This window comes from Bacillus sp. PSXD-155 (assembly GCF_049310765.1).
GTDB lineage: Bacteria > Bacillota > Bacilli > Bacillales > Bacillaceae_G > Bacillus_A > Bacillus_A cereus.
Genome location: NZ_JBMOWC010000008.1, coordinates 1 through 15,105, shown reverse-complemented (window position 1 = coordinate 15,105; position 15,105 = coordinate 1). Strand labels below are relative to the sequence as shown.

Sequence of the window (15,105 nt, the reverse complement as noted above, 5' to 3'; positions counted from 1 at the left end):
CATGTAAAAGGAGTGAAACACATTGCGAATTGGAGAATTATCAAAAGAAACTGGCGTTAGTGAAAGATCACTAAGACATTACGAAGAAAAGGGATTACTCCCTTCTAAGCGCCTCGCAAATGGCTACCGTGATTTTGATGAAAGTGCCATCGGAAAAGTGGAGCTTATTCAAATGTACTTACAAATTGGCTTAAATTTAGAAGAGACGGCAAGGATGCTGCGCTGCCTTGAAATTGAACCGCACCTGTACGACAATCCGTGCAGCAGTATCCTTACGCTTTACGAAGATAAACTCAATGAAGTAACAAAGCAAATCACATTACTTTCCAACATCCAAACGAATTTGCAAAAACACGTTTCACTCCTAAAACAAGCAAAAGAAAAGGGATGATTACATGTTTGTTATACATGGCAGTTCAAGACAAAACGGAAATACGGAAGCTTTAACACATATGATGATTGATGGAATTGAAACAGAACAAATTTATTTACGTGATCACACAGTCTATCCTATTACAGATAAGCGTCATGATGCAGAAGGATTCCAACCTGTAAATGATGACTACGAGCAGTTAACGAAACGCATGTTAGAGCACGACACGATTATCTTTGCTACACCATTATATTGGTACGGAATGAGTGGACATATGAAAAACTTTGTTGATCGCTGGTCACAAAGCTTGCGCGATACATCTCTTCATTTCAAAGAGAAAATGAAAGATAAAAAGATGTATGTTGTCATCGTTGGCGGAGACAATCCAAAACTGAAGGCATTGCCGCTTATTGCTCAGTTTCAATACATCTTCGATTTTGTTGGTTCATCATTTGAAGGATATATCATTGGGGATGCGAATGGATTAGATGAAATCAAAAACGATGCTGAGGCGCTGGCAAAAGCACAAATTTATAATAGCGAATTCAAAAATAGCAAATAGAAATAAGTTTGACAAACTGTTTAGACTTAGCAACGCAAGAAGAATTAGAAACCATGTTACAAGAATATCCTGGCACAATACTTTTCATTAGCCATGACCGTGCCTTTATTCGCTCTGTTGCAGACCATATTCTACAAGTAGATGAGAGTGAACCAAGAGTATTCCACGGTAATTACGAGCAATACACAAAAAGAACCACCGGAGATTCTGTAAACGTTACTGAGCAAGAATTGTTACGATTACAAACAAAATTAACAGAAGTCATCGGCCGGATTTCCATTCCAAATCATCACGATGACATCACATCTCTCGAACAAGAATACGCAAAATTATTAACTCAAATTCAAAAATGTAAAGAAGCACTCTAATGTCTTCCCTATATATCGACGGGGCATTCCACATTTCCCAAGAAATATTGAATCTTCGACATAGAATACAAAAAGCCGTGCATCAGCACGGCTTTTCATTTTAGATACGGACAGCAGTCCCGCTCACAGCAACCATTAGCATTCCTTCGCGAACTACCTCGTAATCCACGTCGATACCAACAATTGCATTTGCATTTTTTTGTCTTGCGAAAGTTTTCATCTCTTCCATTGCAATGTCGCGCGCTTCTTTTAATTTACTTTCATAAGCACCCGCACGACCGCCGACAACGTCACGGACAGAAGCGAAGAGGTCACGAACGATATTCGCGCCCATAATCGCTTCTCCATTGACGATATCGATATACTCAATAATTTCTTTTCCTTGAATTGTAGACGTTGTTGTTACAATCATACTTTATAGCCTCCATATGAGATTTTTACCTACTTATGGTGCACTAATTCAGTACAAATTATATTTACGAACTAAACTGAGCTTCGTATAACCTACTGTATCCTCCGCCACGCTCAATTAATTCATCATGTGAACCTTGTTCTGCAATACCGTCTTTATTTACAACGACGATTCGATCTGCATTTTTAATCGTTGCAAGTCTGTGAGCGATAACTAACGTTGTACGACCAGCTGCTAATTCAGCAAGTGATTTTTGAATTGCAAGTTCCGTCTCAGTATCTAGTGCGGAAGTAGCTTCATCTAGTATTAAAATTGGCGGGTTTTTCAAGAACATACGAGCAATTGCTAGACGCTGCTTCTGTCCACCAGAAAGTTTTACACCACGCTCACCGATAACAGTATCTAAACCGTCTGGTTGTGAGTAAATTAAGTCTTCTAACTGCGCACGTTTTACTGCCTGCCAAATTTCAGCTTCTGACGCCTTTAAGTTCCCGTAAGCAATATTTTCACGAATTGTTCCTGAGAATAAGAACACATCTTGCTGCACAATTCCAATTTGCTTACGAAGTGAAGATAATGTCATATCTTTCGTATCAATACCATCAATTTGAATTGATCCAGATGATTGCTCATAAAAACGTGGTAATAGGCTACATAACGTCGTTTTCCCTGCTCCTGATGGTCCAACGAACGCAACCGTTTCACCTGCATGTATGTTCAAACTAATGTCATTTAAAATCGGTTCTTTATTTTCATATCCAAATGTAATGTTGTTATATTGAATATCACCATGTACCTGCTTAACTTCCATTGCATCTTTAGAGTCTACAATGTCAGGCTCTGTTTCAAGAAGCTCTACATACCTTTTAAAACCAGCGATTCCTTTCGGATAGCTTTCGATTACCGCGTTAATTTTTTCAATTGGACGGAAGAAAATATTCGTTAATAGAACGAATCCGATAAATCCACCGTATGTTAATTCTCCTTGCAGAACAAACCATGTACCGCATATTAATACGAAGAGCGTTACGAGACGCATGAGCATATAACTAATCGATGAATTTAAAGCCATAATTTTATACGCCATTAATTTCGTTGTACGGAAACGAGCGTTGTTCACAGCGAATTGCTCTTTCTCAAACTTTTCATTTCCGAATGCTTGTACAACGCGAATACCACCAACGTTGTTCTCAATACATGCATTGAAATCAGCAACGTCTGAGAATAAACGTCTAAATGTACCTGTCATTTTTTTATTGAAGTAAAGTGCTAACCATAATAGGAATGGAATGACGAAGAACGTTAATAACGCTAACTTCCAGTTGATCATCATCATAAATGAGAATGCCCCAACTAAAGTCATTACGGCGATAAATAAATCTTCTGGTCCATGGTGAGCAATTTCCCCAATTTCCATTAAATCGTTTGTAAGGCGCGAAATTAAATGACCTGTTTTATTATTATCAAAAAATCTGAATGATAGCTTTTGAATATGATCAAATAATTTCTGCCTCATATCTGTTTCAATATTAACACCAAGCATATGTCCCCAATATGTAACGACATATTGTAAGCCTGCATTTAACATATAAACTGCGAGTAAACCGAAACAAGCCCATAAAATAAGCGTCCAGTTTTGCCCTGGCAATAACTTATCAATAAATTGATTTACGATAAGCGGGAAGCCGAGTTCTAATAATCCTGCGACAACCGCACAAGAAAAGTCGAGTATAAATAAACCTTTATACGGTTTATAGTACGAGAAAAATTTACGCAGCATATCTTACCTCCATTTTCCAAAATTAAAAAGACTCCCTAAATGATAACCATTATCAAATAATTATTCAAGTTATCCGTCCATGAAACTGAAAATAAGCTTTGCGATAGCTGTCGTTTTTGGCCGGAAAGTCGATATATTCGAATAATCGCCGATATATTTCGAGTTACGCTGATATATTTGCAAAATCGCCGATATAAATTTCATTTACTAACTACCCTCCCCCAAAAAAACAAAAAAAGGTACCACCACAAGGTGATACCATTCCTTCTATTACATCGCTTCTGAATCCCACTCATGCTCCTGTTCAACGAATACAATACCTAATTCGTGATGTCCACCAGCATATAATGCAGTTTGTGCAAGACGAAGCTCACCATTTGTATCTAATACTTCTAATTTACAAAATGCTCCTGTCGTCTTCGTTTGAAGCGCATCATAAAATTCCTCGGCGCTTTTTGGAATGACTCCATTTACTTTCGTAATAATTTCTCCAGGCAGTAATTTCAGCTCTGCTCCAATTGTATTTGGAATTGTATCTAGTACAATGAGCCCATCATTGCGTGCAGCAAAATACGCTGGTCTTGTTTCATCGGCAATTTTCTCTTGCATCGAAATTGTGAAACGCCCAAGCATCGCGACTCCCATCGCGATAATTGCAAGTACGTGCCACCAGTAACTTGCGATTCCTAAAACGAGCACAAGTCCTGCTAATCCATAAACACGTCTTCCTGTAAATAATAAAGCTTCCGTCGGCTCATAACTTTTAATCTTTCTCATAAATCCAATTAAAAATGGAACGAGGAATAGAGAATATGTATTTGAACCTATTGAAACGACAGGCCACCATGAAATAAACTGCGTTACCGCATCACCCGGTACAAGAATAAAAATAGGAACGATCCATAAACGCTTTGATTCGTGTAAACCAATCTTTAATCCACGCTTCCCCTTCCTAATCTTCGGTGTAGAGTATCCTACCGCGTTTTTAGAAATCAATAAGCCTTCTACAATAAGCATAACACCTAGCAAAATAGCAAGGGATACGATGGTATTCTCTTCACCTTCTCGAAGCTGTAAGAAGGAAACTGGTAGCTTAGAAGATAATAGAACACATACAATCGCAATGCTAAATGTATAAGCTGCCGATAAATATCGATACATAGCCGTTAATCCAAATAGTAATGTCCAAATTAAAATAGCCCATAAGCTTGCTTTAGAAACAACAAGTCCAAGCCCAATCGTAATAATAGATACTACTAATCCGTATCCAATCCCTGCAAATAGAGAGGTTCGCAGTTCAAACCAAATATCATAAACTTTAAAAGAAAAATCTTTTCGTTCTCTTAACATACGTAAGTATCCAACGAAGATACTACTTATTACAAATATATAGACAGCAGGGTGTAAGAAAAAACGTCCAACTGCCCGCATTATTTCAAAAATCCACGCCTCCACGAACTCATTCACCACCATTTATATCATTCTTTCTTTTTATATTATCACAACTAAACAAACGTTTGTTTAACACAAAAAAATACAGGCAGCAAACTGCCTGTATTTCTTCTTATTTTGCCATTAACTTTAATGCTGACTGTAATTGTAAATCATTTTCTCCAGAACGGATTTTTTCGATAATTTTAGTTTGAATCGCTTCAGCTGTCTTTTTATCAAGCTGTCCTGTCGCTTCCATCTCATTCGCATTTTGGAATGCTTTCAGCGCCGATTCTGTCTCTTTACTAAAGTATCCATCTTCACGACCTGGTACATACCCTAAGCTCTTAAGCATTTCTTGAGCATGTTTTACTTGTACATCATTTGAATTGTATGAAAGTGTTTTTTCAATTTGAATTGGTGTCGCATGATAATAATTTGGTTGCTTCACTTCTACTGTTGGTGCGATTCCTTTTTTATGAATCCAGTTCCCATCCGGTGTTAACCATTTAAACATTGTTAATTTAATGTTGCTGCCGTCTTTAAATGGAACAGCTTGCTGGACAGTACCTTTACCAAATGTTTTTTCACCAATTAAATCGTATCCTTCTCCTTCTTTCAGCGCACCCGCTAAAATCTCTGAAGCAGAAGCACTTCCATTATCAATTAATACTGAAATTGGATATGGTTTTCTCTCTTTCAGTTCCGTAGAGAATTTCTTCTTCTCACCATTTCGCTGCTCTACTTGTAGCATTGGCTTTTTATTCGTCATAATTTCCCCTAGTATATCTTCTACACTATTTAAATAGCCACCAGGATTACCACGCACGTCAATAACTAAGCCTTTTATATTTTTCTTCTCTAACTCTTTTAACTGATCCTTAAATTCCTTCGCTGTATTCTCAGCAAAAGAAGTGATTTGCATATAACCGATATCTTTTCCACTCTCTTGCTTCACAGAACTAAACACTGTAAAGATTGGAATCTTTTCACGCTTAATTTTAAATACAATCGGATCAGTTACTCCCGCACGTTTAATTTCAATTGCGACAGTCGTTCCCTTTTTACCACGAATTTTTAATACCGCTTCTTCACGTGATAAGTCTTTCACACTGTTTCCATCTACAGATAAAATTTGGTCATTCGGTTTAATTCCTATCTTTTCTGCTGGTGAACCTTTAATTGGCGATACGATAATAAGCTTATCGTCCGTCTTGTTCACCTCAGCCCCAATCCCCTCTAATTCAGGATCAAGCGATTCACTAAACTGTTTGGCTGTTTCTTTATCCATATACGTGGAATAAGGGTCCTTCAGCGTAGACAACATACCTTGTATTGCACCTTCAACTAACTTTTCATCTTTCACGTCTTCCACATAACGTGAATCAATTAGTGCATACGCCTCATTAATTTTTGCCAAATTCCCTTGCGCAGTGCTAGCATTCCCACTCGAAATTGTTTGCGTTACTTCTGCTGGGGTAACCCCAAATACAGACATGCCTGCAAACATTCCGCCAGCACCAATTAAAAATGCAACAACCATTCCAATAATTGCAACTCTACGTTTCAATGCGGAATTCCCCTTTCCAAAACACACAGGTGGTGTAGCAAAAGGCATCACACAGTGTGTGATGCCTTTACCTATTTCTACTATATGATAAGCTTGTACGAATTATGTTTGCAACTTTTTATACTTTTAAGAAGCGACGAATTGACATTACACTTCCCCACATACCGATTAAAGCACCGATTAAAACTAGTAAACCAGCTAATTGGAATACGAAAGGACTGTATGGTAGAAGCTCGAAAATTGTTCCGCCAAGTTTTTCGTTAAACACACCTTGCAACGAATTATACGTAACTAGAATTAGGCCAATTGGAATAATTGATCCTAATACTCCTAAGAATAATCCCTCTAGCAAGAATGGCCAACGAATAAACCAGTTTGTTGCACCAACAAGTTTCATAATTTCAATTTCTGTACTACGAGCATAAATTGTAATTTTAATTGTATTAGAGATTAAGAACATCGCTGTGAATAAAAGACCAGCAATTAACGCAATCCCAATGTTACGACCAGTTTTTACAGTATCAAATAATCGTTCAACTTGCCCTTTTCCGTACTGAACATTACTGACAAACTGCATTTTTTCAACTTTCTTCGCGATTGTCGCTGTATCTGTTGGTTCTTTTGCTTTTACAACGAATACGTTTTTAAGTGGGTTATCTTGTTCAAATAACTCAAACGTTTTTCCACTATCACCTAAGCTTTTAATTAAACGTTTTAACTCTTCTTCTTTAGAAGAATATTTAATAGAATCTACTTTTGCAATCTTACTCATATCTTCTTCTAATTTCTTTTGATCCGCTTCTTTTGCAGCTGGATCAATGTGTACACGAATCTCTACATCTTGCTCTACTTTCGTCGCAAAATGGTTCATATTCATAATCGCTGTTAAAAAGACACCTACAAGTAATAATGTAACTGTTACTGCACTAACAGAAGCAAATGTCATCCATCCGTTACGTGATAGATTCTTTACACCTTCTCGCAAATGTCGACTAAGGGTCTTAGCCTTCATATCCGTATCCTCCCTCAATCTCATCTCGAACAATTTTTCCGCCTTCAATCGCGATTACACGATGACGGATTGTATTTACGATATCTGCATTATGCGTCGCCATAACGATCGTTGTGCCGCGCTCATTAATGCGAGTAAAAATATTCATAATATCAAGAGCTGTTTCAATATCTAAGTTACCTGTTGGCTCATCGGCAATTACAACCTTTGGTCTATTTACAATTGCTCTTGCAATAGCCACACGTTGTTGCTCCCCGCCCGAAAGCTCACTTGGAAGTGCATCTGCACGATCTTCAAGGCCTACAAGACCTAGAACTTCTGTTACACGCTCACGAATTGCATCCGGTTCTTCTTCAATTACTTCTAAAGCAAATGCAACATTCTCATATACCGTTAATTTAGGTAGCAATTTAAAATCTTGGAAAATCACGCCTAATTGACGACGAAAATACGGAACGTCTCTTTCTGCCAATGTTTCGATAGTAAGTCCATTTACATTAATAGATCCTGTAGATGGTTTCTCTTCACGATACATCATTTTAATAAATGTAGATTTTCCGGCTCCACTCGGTCCAACTACGTATACGAACTCACCTTGTTTAATGTTAACTGTGAGACCAGCAATGGCTTTCATACCATTCGGGTACTCCTTATAAACATTCGTCATTTTTATCATTATTTATCACCCAATACTTAATGATTTTTTTCGAAATACTTTTCTGTACATCTGAAAATAAAAGACACCCTTTATTTTCGCCTGGTCTTTCTTGTTGAAGGCAGTTTACTTACGCTTTTTCATAAGCAATACTACTCTATGTAATATATTTCAGCAAAATTCTACAAAACCCATTGTAACATCAAACGGTTTCCAATTTGGATACATTTTTGTTACAGTTATGTTACATTCCAGAAAAAGGAAAACGAGTTGAATATATTATCAACTCGTCCATTTCACCTTTTTTATTTATGTTCTGCTAACCATTCAGATACTTTTTTCGCATCTTCACCTTGAATAAGTCCTGGTGACATTGAACCGCGGCCTTTTTTAATAATCTCTTCGATATCTGCGGCGTCGTACTTACCGCCCACTTTTCTTAAATCAGGTCCAGTTGCCCCTGATAAATCTGTTGCGTGACATCCAGCACAACTTCTTTGGAAAATTTGTTCTGCGCTGTCTGTGCTTGCAGACTGTTTCGAAGACTTACTCTCTTCTTTATTTCCGCATGCTCCTAAAGTAAAAACAACCGATGTCCCTAGCGCAATAGCCAACAATTTCTTTTTCACTTCTATCGCTCCCCATTGTTGATATTCTTTTTATTCCTAACACACTCATTTTCATTATAAGCATTATCTTTATATAGAAAAACTAAGGTGTATTTCATATTCCTCAAAAATACAGTGAGAACCTTGATAAAATAAAGCTTTCATAAGTTGTTTCAATTCTGTGAACAACTTAAAAAACTTCTATAAAGAATCCTTTTTAAAAGGAAAATTAGAAAAGTTCTATATAAATCTTCACCCTATTACCGCTCTATTTTACTATTCTCTACTTTTTACAAAACAATATACAGCATTGTAATCTACATATAATCCCATCAAAAAGAGAAGTTGTCGTTTCCAACTTCTCTTCCTCTTTACTTCATCTATAAAAATAAAATCAAATGCCTTATATCCTCTATATCCTCAGCATGCGCCAACAATTTTGTTGGCTTTTTTTCGCTTATTAGATGCGAGAACGTAAGTAAGCATCAATAAATGGATCAATCTCTCCATCCATAACTGCTTGTACGTTACCAACCTCCGTATTTGTACGGTGGTCTTTTACAAGAGAATACGGGTGGAATACGTAAGAACGGATTTGGCTACCCCATCCGATTTCTTTTTGTTCCCCACGGATTTCATCTAATTGTGCCTGTTGCTCTTCTAGTTTCTTTTGATATAATTTCGCTTTTAACATCTTCATCGCATGCTCACGGTTTTTAATTTGTGAACGCTCTGACTGACACGTTACAACTGTATTTGTCGGTGTATGTGTAATACGAACTGCTGAATCTGTCGTATTTACGTGCTGCCCACCCGCTCCACTTGCGCGGTACGTATCAATTTTTAAATCTTCTGTACGTACTTCGATTTCAACTTCATCATTGAACTCTGGTACAACTTCACAAGATACAAACGATGTATGACGACGACCTGAAGAATCGAATGGTGAAATACGTACAAGACGATGTACACCTTTCTCTGCTTTTAAGTAACCGTAAGCGTTATGACCTTTAATTAATAAAGTTACACTCTTAATACCAGCTTCATCACCTGGTAAATAGTCAACCGTTTCTACTTTAAATCCACGTTTTTCAGCCCAACGTGTATACATACGTAATAACATAGAACCCCAGTCTTGTGACTCAGTTCCACCTGCACCTGGATGTAATTCTAAAATCGCATTATTTTTATCATAAGGATCACTTAATAGTAACTGAAGCTCATACTCATTCATTTCTTGAATTAAGCCTTTTACTTCTGATTCTAATTCCTCATGTAAATCTTCATCATATTCTTCTTTTAAAAGCTCATGCGTTACTTCTAAATTTTCGAACGTCTCATCTAACTGACGGAAACTTCCAACCATATCTTTTAACGCATTCGCTTCATTAATTACAACTTGTGCGCCTTGTTGATCATCCCAAAATCCTGCGCCCATCATTTTTTCTTCTAATTCTGCAATTTGGTTCTCCTTAGTAGGGAGGTCAAAGAGACCCCCTAAAAGCCGCTAATCGCTTAGCCATTTTCTCTAATTCCTGTCTAATTTCTACTAATTCCATTTCCTTCACCTCTATGTAATTGCTGTTACTTTCGTATGAAAACAAGGGAAACTCTCTCCACTTATTACGGAGAGAGTTTAATTCTTCTTAATTATACATTTTTGATATAAAAGTTTGCAAAGCAGCCAAAGCTACCGCCCTATATTACTGAACAATACCACAGCAGTTTTTATATTTTTTACCGCTACCACATTTACATAAATCGTTGCGGCCCACTTGGTCACCTTTTACAACTGGCTTTTTCTTCGCTTCTTCGCCATCGCTAGATGGATGAACAGCTTCACCTTGAACAACTTCTTGACGTTCTAAGTTTTGTTCAATTTCAGCTTTCATAATGTAACGAGAAATTTCCTCTTCAATAGAAGCAACCATTGACTCGAACATCGCGAATCCTTCCATTTGGTACTCACGAAGTGGATCAATTTGACCGTAAGCACGTAAATGAATACCTTCACGAAGGTGATCCATCGCATCAATATGCTCTGTCCATTTCGTATCTACAACGCGGAATACAACAACCTTCTCAAACTCACGCATTTGCTCTTCTGGCATAAGCTTTTCTTTGTCATTATAACGCTCTATTAATTTCGCGATAATCGGTTCGCTCATTTCCTCAGGAGCAAGGCGACGTAATTCTTCTTCTTTTATGTCTCCTTCTTGAAGAAGGTTTGTATTTAAGTAGTCAACAAGACCTTTGATGTTCCAATCCTCTTCAATTTCCTCTTGTGTATGAAGCGCAACAGCACGTTCTACTGTAGATTTCATCATACCTTCAATAATGCCACGTAAGTTTTCCGATTCCATTACTTCTTGACGTTGCTTATAAATAACTTCACGTTGCTGACGAAGTACATCATCGTATTGTAATAACTGCTTACGTGCATCATAGTTATTTCCTTCAACACGTTTTTGTGCAGACTCTACCGCACGAGAAACCATTTTACTTTCAATTGGCTGAGAATCATCCATACCAAGACGATCCATCATTGCTTTCATATTATCTGAACCAAATCGGCGCATTAATTCATCTTCCATTGATAAGTAGAACTGCGTCACACCAGGGTCCCCTTGACGACCAGCACGACCACGTAACTGATTATCAATACGACGGCTTTCATGACGTTCTGTACCGATAACTGCTAGACCGAAGATTTTCACATCATCTCCAAGCTTAATATCTGTACCACGACCAGCCATATTCGTTGCAATCGTTACAGCACCTTTCATACCAGCTTCTGCAATGATATCTGCTTCACGCGCATGGTTTTTCGCATTTAAAATGTTATGACGTACACCTTTACGTGTTAACATTTTTGAAATAAGCTCTGAAGTTTCAATTGCAACTGTACCTACAAGAATAGGTTGCCCTTGTTTATGACGATTCACAATATCCTCAACAACTGCATTGAACTTACCTTCCATTGATTTAAAGATTAAATCGGCACGATCATCACGAATAATCGGTTTGTTTGTTGGAATTACGATAACATTCATATTGTAAATACTACGGAATTCTTCTTCTTCCGTTTTCGCTGTACCAGTCATACCAGATAACTTTTCATACATACGGAAATAGTTCTGGAACGTAATTGTTGCAAGCGTCATACTTTCATTTTGAATTTCTACACCTTCTTTTGCTTCAATCGCTTGGTGCAAACCTTCGCTATAGCGACGACCTTTCATAAGACGACCAGTGAATTGGTCTACAATTACGATTTCGCCCTCTTGTACAACATAATCTGTATCACGATGCATAACAACGTGTGCACGAAGCGCCTGATTAATATGGTGAAGAAGTGCTACATGTTTTAAATCGAATAAGTTTTCAATATGGAAAGCTTTCTCTGCTTTCGTAATACCATCTTCTGTTAACATTACATTTTTCGTTTTCACATCAAATGAATACTCTTTTTCATTTTCTAACGTACGAACGAATGCATTTGCAAACATGTATAGCTCTGTTGATTTTTGAGCTTGTCCCGAAATAATAAGCGGCGTACGTGCTTCATCGACTAAAATAGAATCGACTTCATCGATAATAGCAAAGTGAAGTGGACGTTGAACGCACTGCTCTTTATATAAAACCATGTTGTCACGTAAGTAATCGAATCCAAGCTCATTATTTGTGCTATACGTAATATCAGCAGCATAAGCCTCTTGTTTCTCTTCACGTGACATACTGTTTAAGTTAATTCCTACCGTTAAGCCTAGGAACTCATGAAGTTGTCCCATTTCGCTAGCATCACGTTGTGCTAAGTATTCATTGACTGTAACAACGTGAACACCTTTTCCTGTTAAAGCATTTAAATATACAGGTAATGTAGAGGTTAACGTTTTACCTTCACCCGTTTTCATCTCAGAAATATTCCCTTCATGTAAGGCAATACCACCCATTAACTGTACGCCATATGGACGCATTCCAAGAACACGAGTTGCCGCTTCGCGAACAACTGCAAAAGCTTCAGGTAGTAGATCATCTACTGTTTCACCTTTTGTTAGACGTTCTTTAAATTCAAGCGTCTTTCCTTTTAATTGTTCATCAGTTAGTGGCTTAATAGATGACTCTAATGCATCAATTTGCTCAACTGTCTTTTGCATACGTTTAATTTGGCGTTGGTTTACATCAAACACCTTTTTTAAAATACCGATCATAGGAAATACGCTCCTCTTTTATTAAAATAAAACTTCCGATTGTTTTTCTTTTTCTCTATTACAATCAGTCGTTGTAAAAATCAAATGTATGTTATGCCAATTTTTCTCCTAATTAAAAAAACTAAAATGTATATACCTAATGATAATTGTAACACTTGTCTTATAACTATGACAACAATCGGCCGAATGTCAGGCCTTATATTCAAAAAAAGTTTTTATTTCATTTGTTCCAGCAAACTAACATGTCTTTTCTCGATCCCTCTATTGCACATTTTGTATTAAATATCCCCCTTTAAAAGGGATACTGTTATGTTGCAAGATTTACTCTACCACAACACAAAAAAACACCCTTAAAATACATCTGTATCAATCATAAATTTTATTAATTTATTGGTATTTCTAATTCATGATATTTCCCTTGCTGATCCTTTACAAAAGAAATGAATTTCACTTTAGTTGATTCATTTGAAAAGTTTTTATAATTTTTATAAGGGTCATCCCCTATAAAATAATTTGTCCCTATATATCCTCGTACTGTTTTACCAGCAGGTATTACAGAATCAAACTTATATTCTTCAGGTAACTCTATTGAATAAGGAATTAAATTATAAAATCCCCCTATTTTAGAATAAAACATTGTATTAGAAATAGACTTATTACTAAGCAAATCAATATCATGATTTGTTGTATTTGTAATATCTAAAGGTAAAATATAAGTCTCTACTTCACGATCTTCATACGCATCATACGTTTTTATAGGTTCAAGAGGCATAAGTGCATTAAACTTAACTCCTTGTCCATCTTCAAAAGTTCTATTAGATAAAAACTTATCCTTCAGTACTTTATAAGATTCATTATTTTGATTTAATGTTTTAAATCTAAAAAAACTAGCAAATATACATAGCACCAACACACACAATCCAATTATTATTAATACACGTTTTCTTTTCACCCTTAATCTACCAACTTCCCATTACTAACATGTACAATACGATCTACTATTTCATTATCTAGAACATGCACATCATGACTGGCTACAATAATAGTCGTTCCCTTGGATTTTTCTACTTTCAAAATATCCAAAACATCCTTTATCCCATCACTATCTAAAGCATTAGTTGGTTCGTCTAATAACAATAGTTTTGGTTGTTCCATTAAGGCTTGTGCTATCCCTAAACGTTGTTTCATACCTAAAGAGTATCTTTTATACTTTCTCTTATCTGTTTTATCAAGTCCAACTCTTTGAATAATATTATAAATTTCCTCATCAGAAATTTTATTGTTAATTGATGATAAAAATTTCAGATTCTGAAAACCAGTATATCCTGGAATAAAGCTTGGATATTCAATCAATATTCCCATAGAATCAGGAAATTGCTTTTGTTTTCCAATTATTTCATTATCTACATAAACAACTCCCGAATTCAACCGCATTAACCCTGATATAGCTCGTAAAATCATCGTTTTACCAGAGCCATTATGACCCTTCAAAACTAAAAACTCTCCTTTTTTTACTGACAAACTAATATTATCTAAAACAATATTTCCCTTTAATCTTTTCATCATACATTCACATTTAATATAATTATCCATAAATTATTCACCTATCACATCTAGTTTTTTAAAACAAAAACTACCTAATAAAATCATTACAACAACAATTACTACTCCTATTAAAACTAAATCATTACATTGAATAGATTGATAATAACCTAAAGTCAATTGAATTGAACTATGATCAACAAAATACCAACGATTTGGCATAACAAAAGAACCTAAAAGATAAGTACTATGGAAGAAAATAGACAAAAACAGATACATAAATATCAATAAAAAGGCGATAGTTATTGATATATAAAACGTTAAAAATTCAAAGACTAAAGTTAATAAAAAACTTATAATTATTTGAATTAACATAGTACCTAGCATCTTATAAGAAAACTGACTATATAAATCATAAAAAGAATACTCATCAAACAAACATAGAAAATAAACAGTAAACCAAATAAAATACATAACACTCCAAACAAATAATGCCCTACTACCATCCACATACTCCAATCAAAAATCATAAGCAATAACCAAAGTGATATATTCATAGCAGCAAATAATAAATATAAAAT

At 36.0% G+C, this 15,105-nt stretch carries 17 protein-coding genes; 3 read left to right on the top strand and 14 right to left on the bottom strand.

Translation table 11 applies throughout. The annotated features are described in order from the left end of the window. Positions 1–22 precede the first annotated feature (22 nt). From ACO6VI_RS11190 to ACO6VI_RS11180, 3 genes are read left to right on the top strand one after another with little or no spacing between them, the layout of a single operon-like run. Positions 23–391, top strand: coding sequence for a MerR family transcriptional regulator (locus tag ACO6VI_RS11190; protein WP_001219209.1), 369 nt, complete (start codon positions 23–25; stop codon positions 389–391). A 4-nt stretch (positions 392–395) separates the two neighbouring features. Then, on the top strand, positions 396–935 hold the full coding sequence (locus ACO6VI_RS11185; protein ID WP_000497599.1) for a flavodoxin family protein: 540 nt from the start codon (positions 396–398) through the stop codon (positions 933–935). 8 nt (positions 936–943) lie between these two features. Then, the gene (locus tag ACO6VI_RS11180) at positions 944–1,303 is read left to right on the top strand and encodes a macrolide efflux pump (RefSeq protein ID WP_023523456.1); all 360 of its coding nucleotides are present in this window, start codon (positions 944–946) and stop codon (positions 1,301–1,303) included. Positions 1,304–1,403: 100 nt separating this feature from the next. Here ACO6VI_RS11180 and ACO6VI_RS11175 read toward each other — a convergent pair whose 3' ends face one another. The 14 genes from ACO6VI_RS11175 to ACO6VI_RS11110 form a co-directional block, all read right to left on the bottom strand. Then, the gene (locus ACO6VI_RS11175; RefSeq protein WP_000637523.1) at positions 1,404–1,715 is read right to left on the bottom strand and encodes a heavy metal-binding domain-containing protein; all 312 of its coding nucleotides are present in this window, start codon (positions 1,713–1,715) and stop codon (positions 1,404–1,406) included. A gap of 64 nt (positions 1,716–1,779) precedes the next feature. Next, positions 1,780–3,495, bottom strand: coding sequence for an ABC transporter ATP-binding protein (locus ACO6VI_RS11170; protein ID WP_000944629.1), 1,716 nt, complete (start codon positions 3,493–3,495; stop codon positions 1,780–1,782). A gap of 69 nt (positions 3,496–3,564) precedes the next feature. After that, the gene (locus ACO6VI_RS11165) at positions 3,565–3,699 is read right to left on the bottom strand and encodes a hypothetical protein (RefSeq protein WP_254916249.1); all 135 of its coding nucleotides are present in this window, start codon (positions 3,697–3,699) and stop codon (positions 3,565–3,567) included. 66 nt (positions 3,700–3,765) lie between these two features. Continuing rightward, a complete protein-coding gene (locus ACO6VI_RS11160; protein ID WP_000261251.1) occupies positions 3,766–4,968 on the bottom strand; it encodes a PDZ domain-containing protein in 1,203 nt (400 codons plus the stop codon). Positions 4,969–5,059: 91 nt separating this feature from the next. Next, positions 5,060–6,544, bottom strand: a complete 1,485-nt coding sequence (locus ACO6VI_RS11155) for a S41 family peptidase (RefSeq protein ID WP_002094199.1) — start codon at positions 6,542–6,544, stop codon at positions 5,060–5,062. Between the two features lie 70 nt (positions 6,545–6,614). Further along, positions 6,615–7,508: a permease-like cell division protein FtsX gene (gene ftsX / locus ACO6VI_RS11150; protein WP_000645028.1), complete on the bottom strand. Its 894-nt coding sequence runs from the start codon at positions 7,506–7,508 to the stop codon at positions 6,615–6,617. After that, positions 7,498–8,184 (bottom strand): cell division ATP-binding protein FtsE, encoded by a 687-nt coding sequence (ftsE, locus tag ACO6VI_RS11145; RefSeq protein ID WP_000594319.1) that lies wholly within the window; start codon positions 8,182–8,184, stop codon positions 7,498–7,500. Before ftsE ends, ftsX begins: the two co-directional genes overlap by 11 nt. A 284-nt stretch (positions 8,185–8,468) precedes the next feature. Next, a complete protein-coding gene (gene cccB / locus ACO6VI_RS11140) occupies positions 8,469–8,792 on the bottom strand; it encodes a cytochrome c551 (RefSeq protein ID WP_000727975.1) in 324 nt (107 codons plus the stop codon). Positions 8,793–9,231: 439 nt separating this feature from the next. After that, a protein-coding gene (prfB, locus tag ACO6VI_RS11135; RefSeq protein WP_096001455.1) for a peptide chain release factor 2 occupies positions 9,232–10,330 on the bottom strand; the annotation gives its coding sequence in 2 pieces (ribosomal slippage) (positions 9,232–10,257 and positions 10,259–10,330; 1,098 coding nt in all). 144 nt (positions 10,331–10,474) lie between these two features. After that, positions 10,475–12,982 (bottom strand): preprotein translocase subunit SecA, encoded by a 2,508-nt coding sequence (gene secA, locus ACO6VI_RS11130; protein WP_088020045.1) that lies wholly within the window; start codon positions 12,980–12,982, stop codon positions 10,475–10,477. Positions 12,983–13,364: 382 nt separating this feature from the next. Further along, positions 13,365–13,892: a hypothetical protein gene (locus ACO6VI_RS11125; RefSeq protein ID WP_098033399.1), complete on the bottom strand. Its 528-nt coding sequence runs from the start codon at positions 13,890–13,892 to the stop codon at positions 13,365–13,367. A 44-nt stretch (positions 13,893–13,936) separates the two neighbouring features. Then, entirely contained in the window at positions 13,937–14,575 is a 639-nt protein-coding gene (locus ACO6VI_RS11120; protein ID WP_048558324.1) for an ATP-binding cassette domain-containing protein, read from the bottom strand. A gap of 3 nt (positions 14,576–14,578) precedes the next feature. Then, entirely contained in the window at positions 14,579–14,746 is a 168-nt protein-coding gene (locus tag ACO6VI_RS11115) for a hypothetical protein (RefSeq protein WP_422423342.1), read from the bottom strand. 158 nt (positions 14,747–14,904) lie between these two features. After that, positions 14,905–15,105, bottom strand: a 201-nt coding sequence (locus ACO6VI_RS11110; protein WP_422423341.1) for a hypothetical protein, incomplete at its 5' end; no start/stop codon positions are given.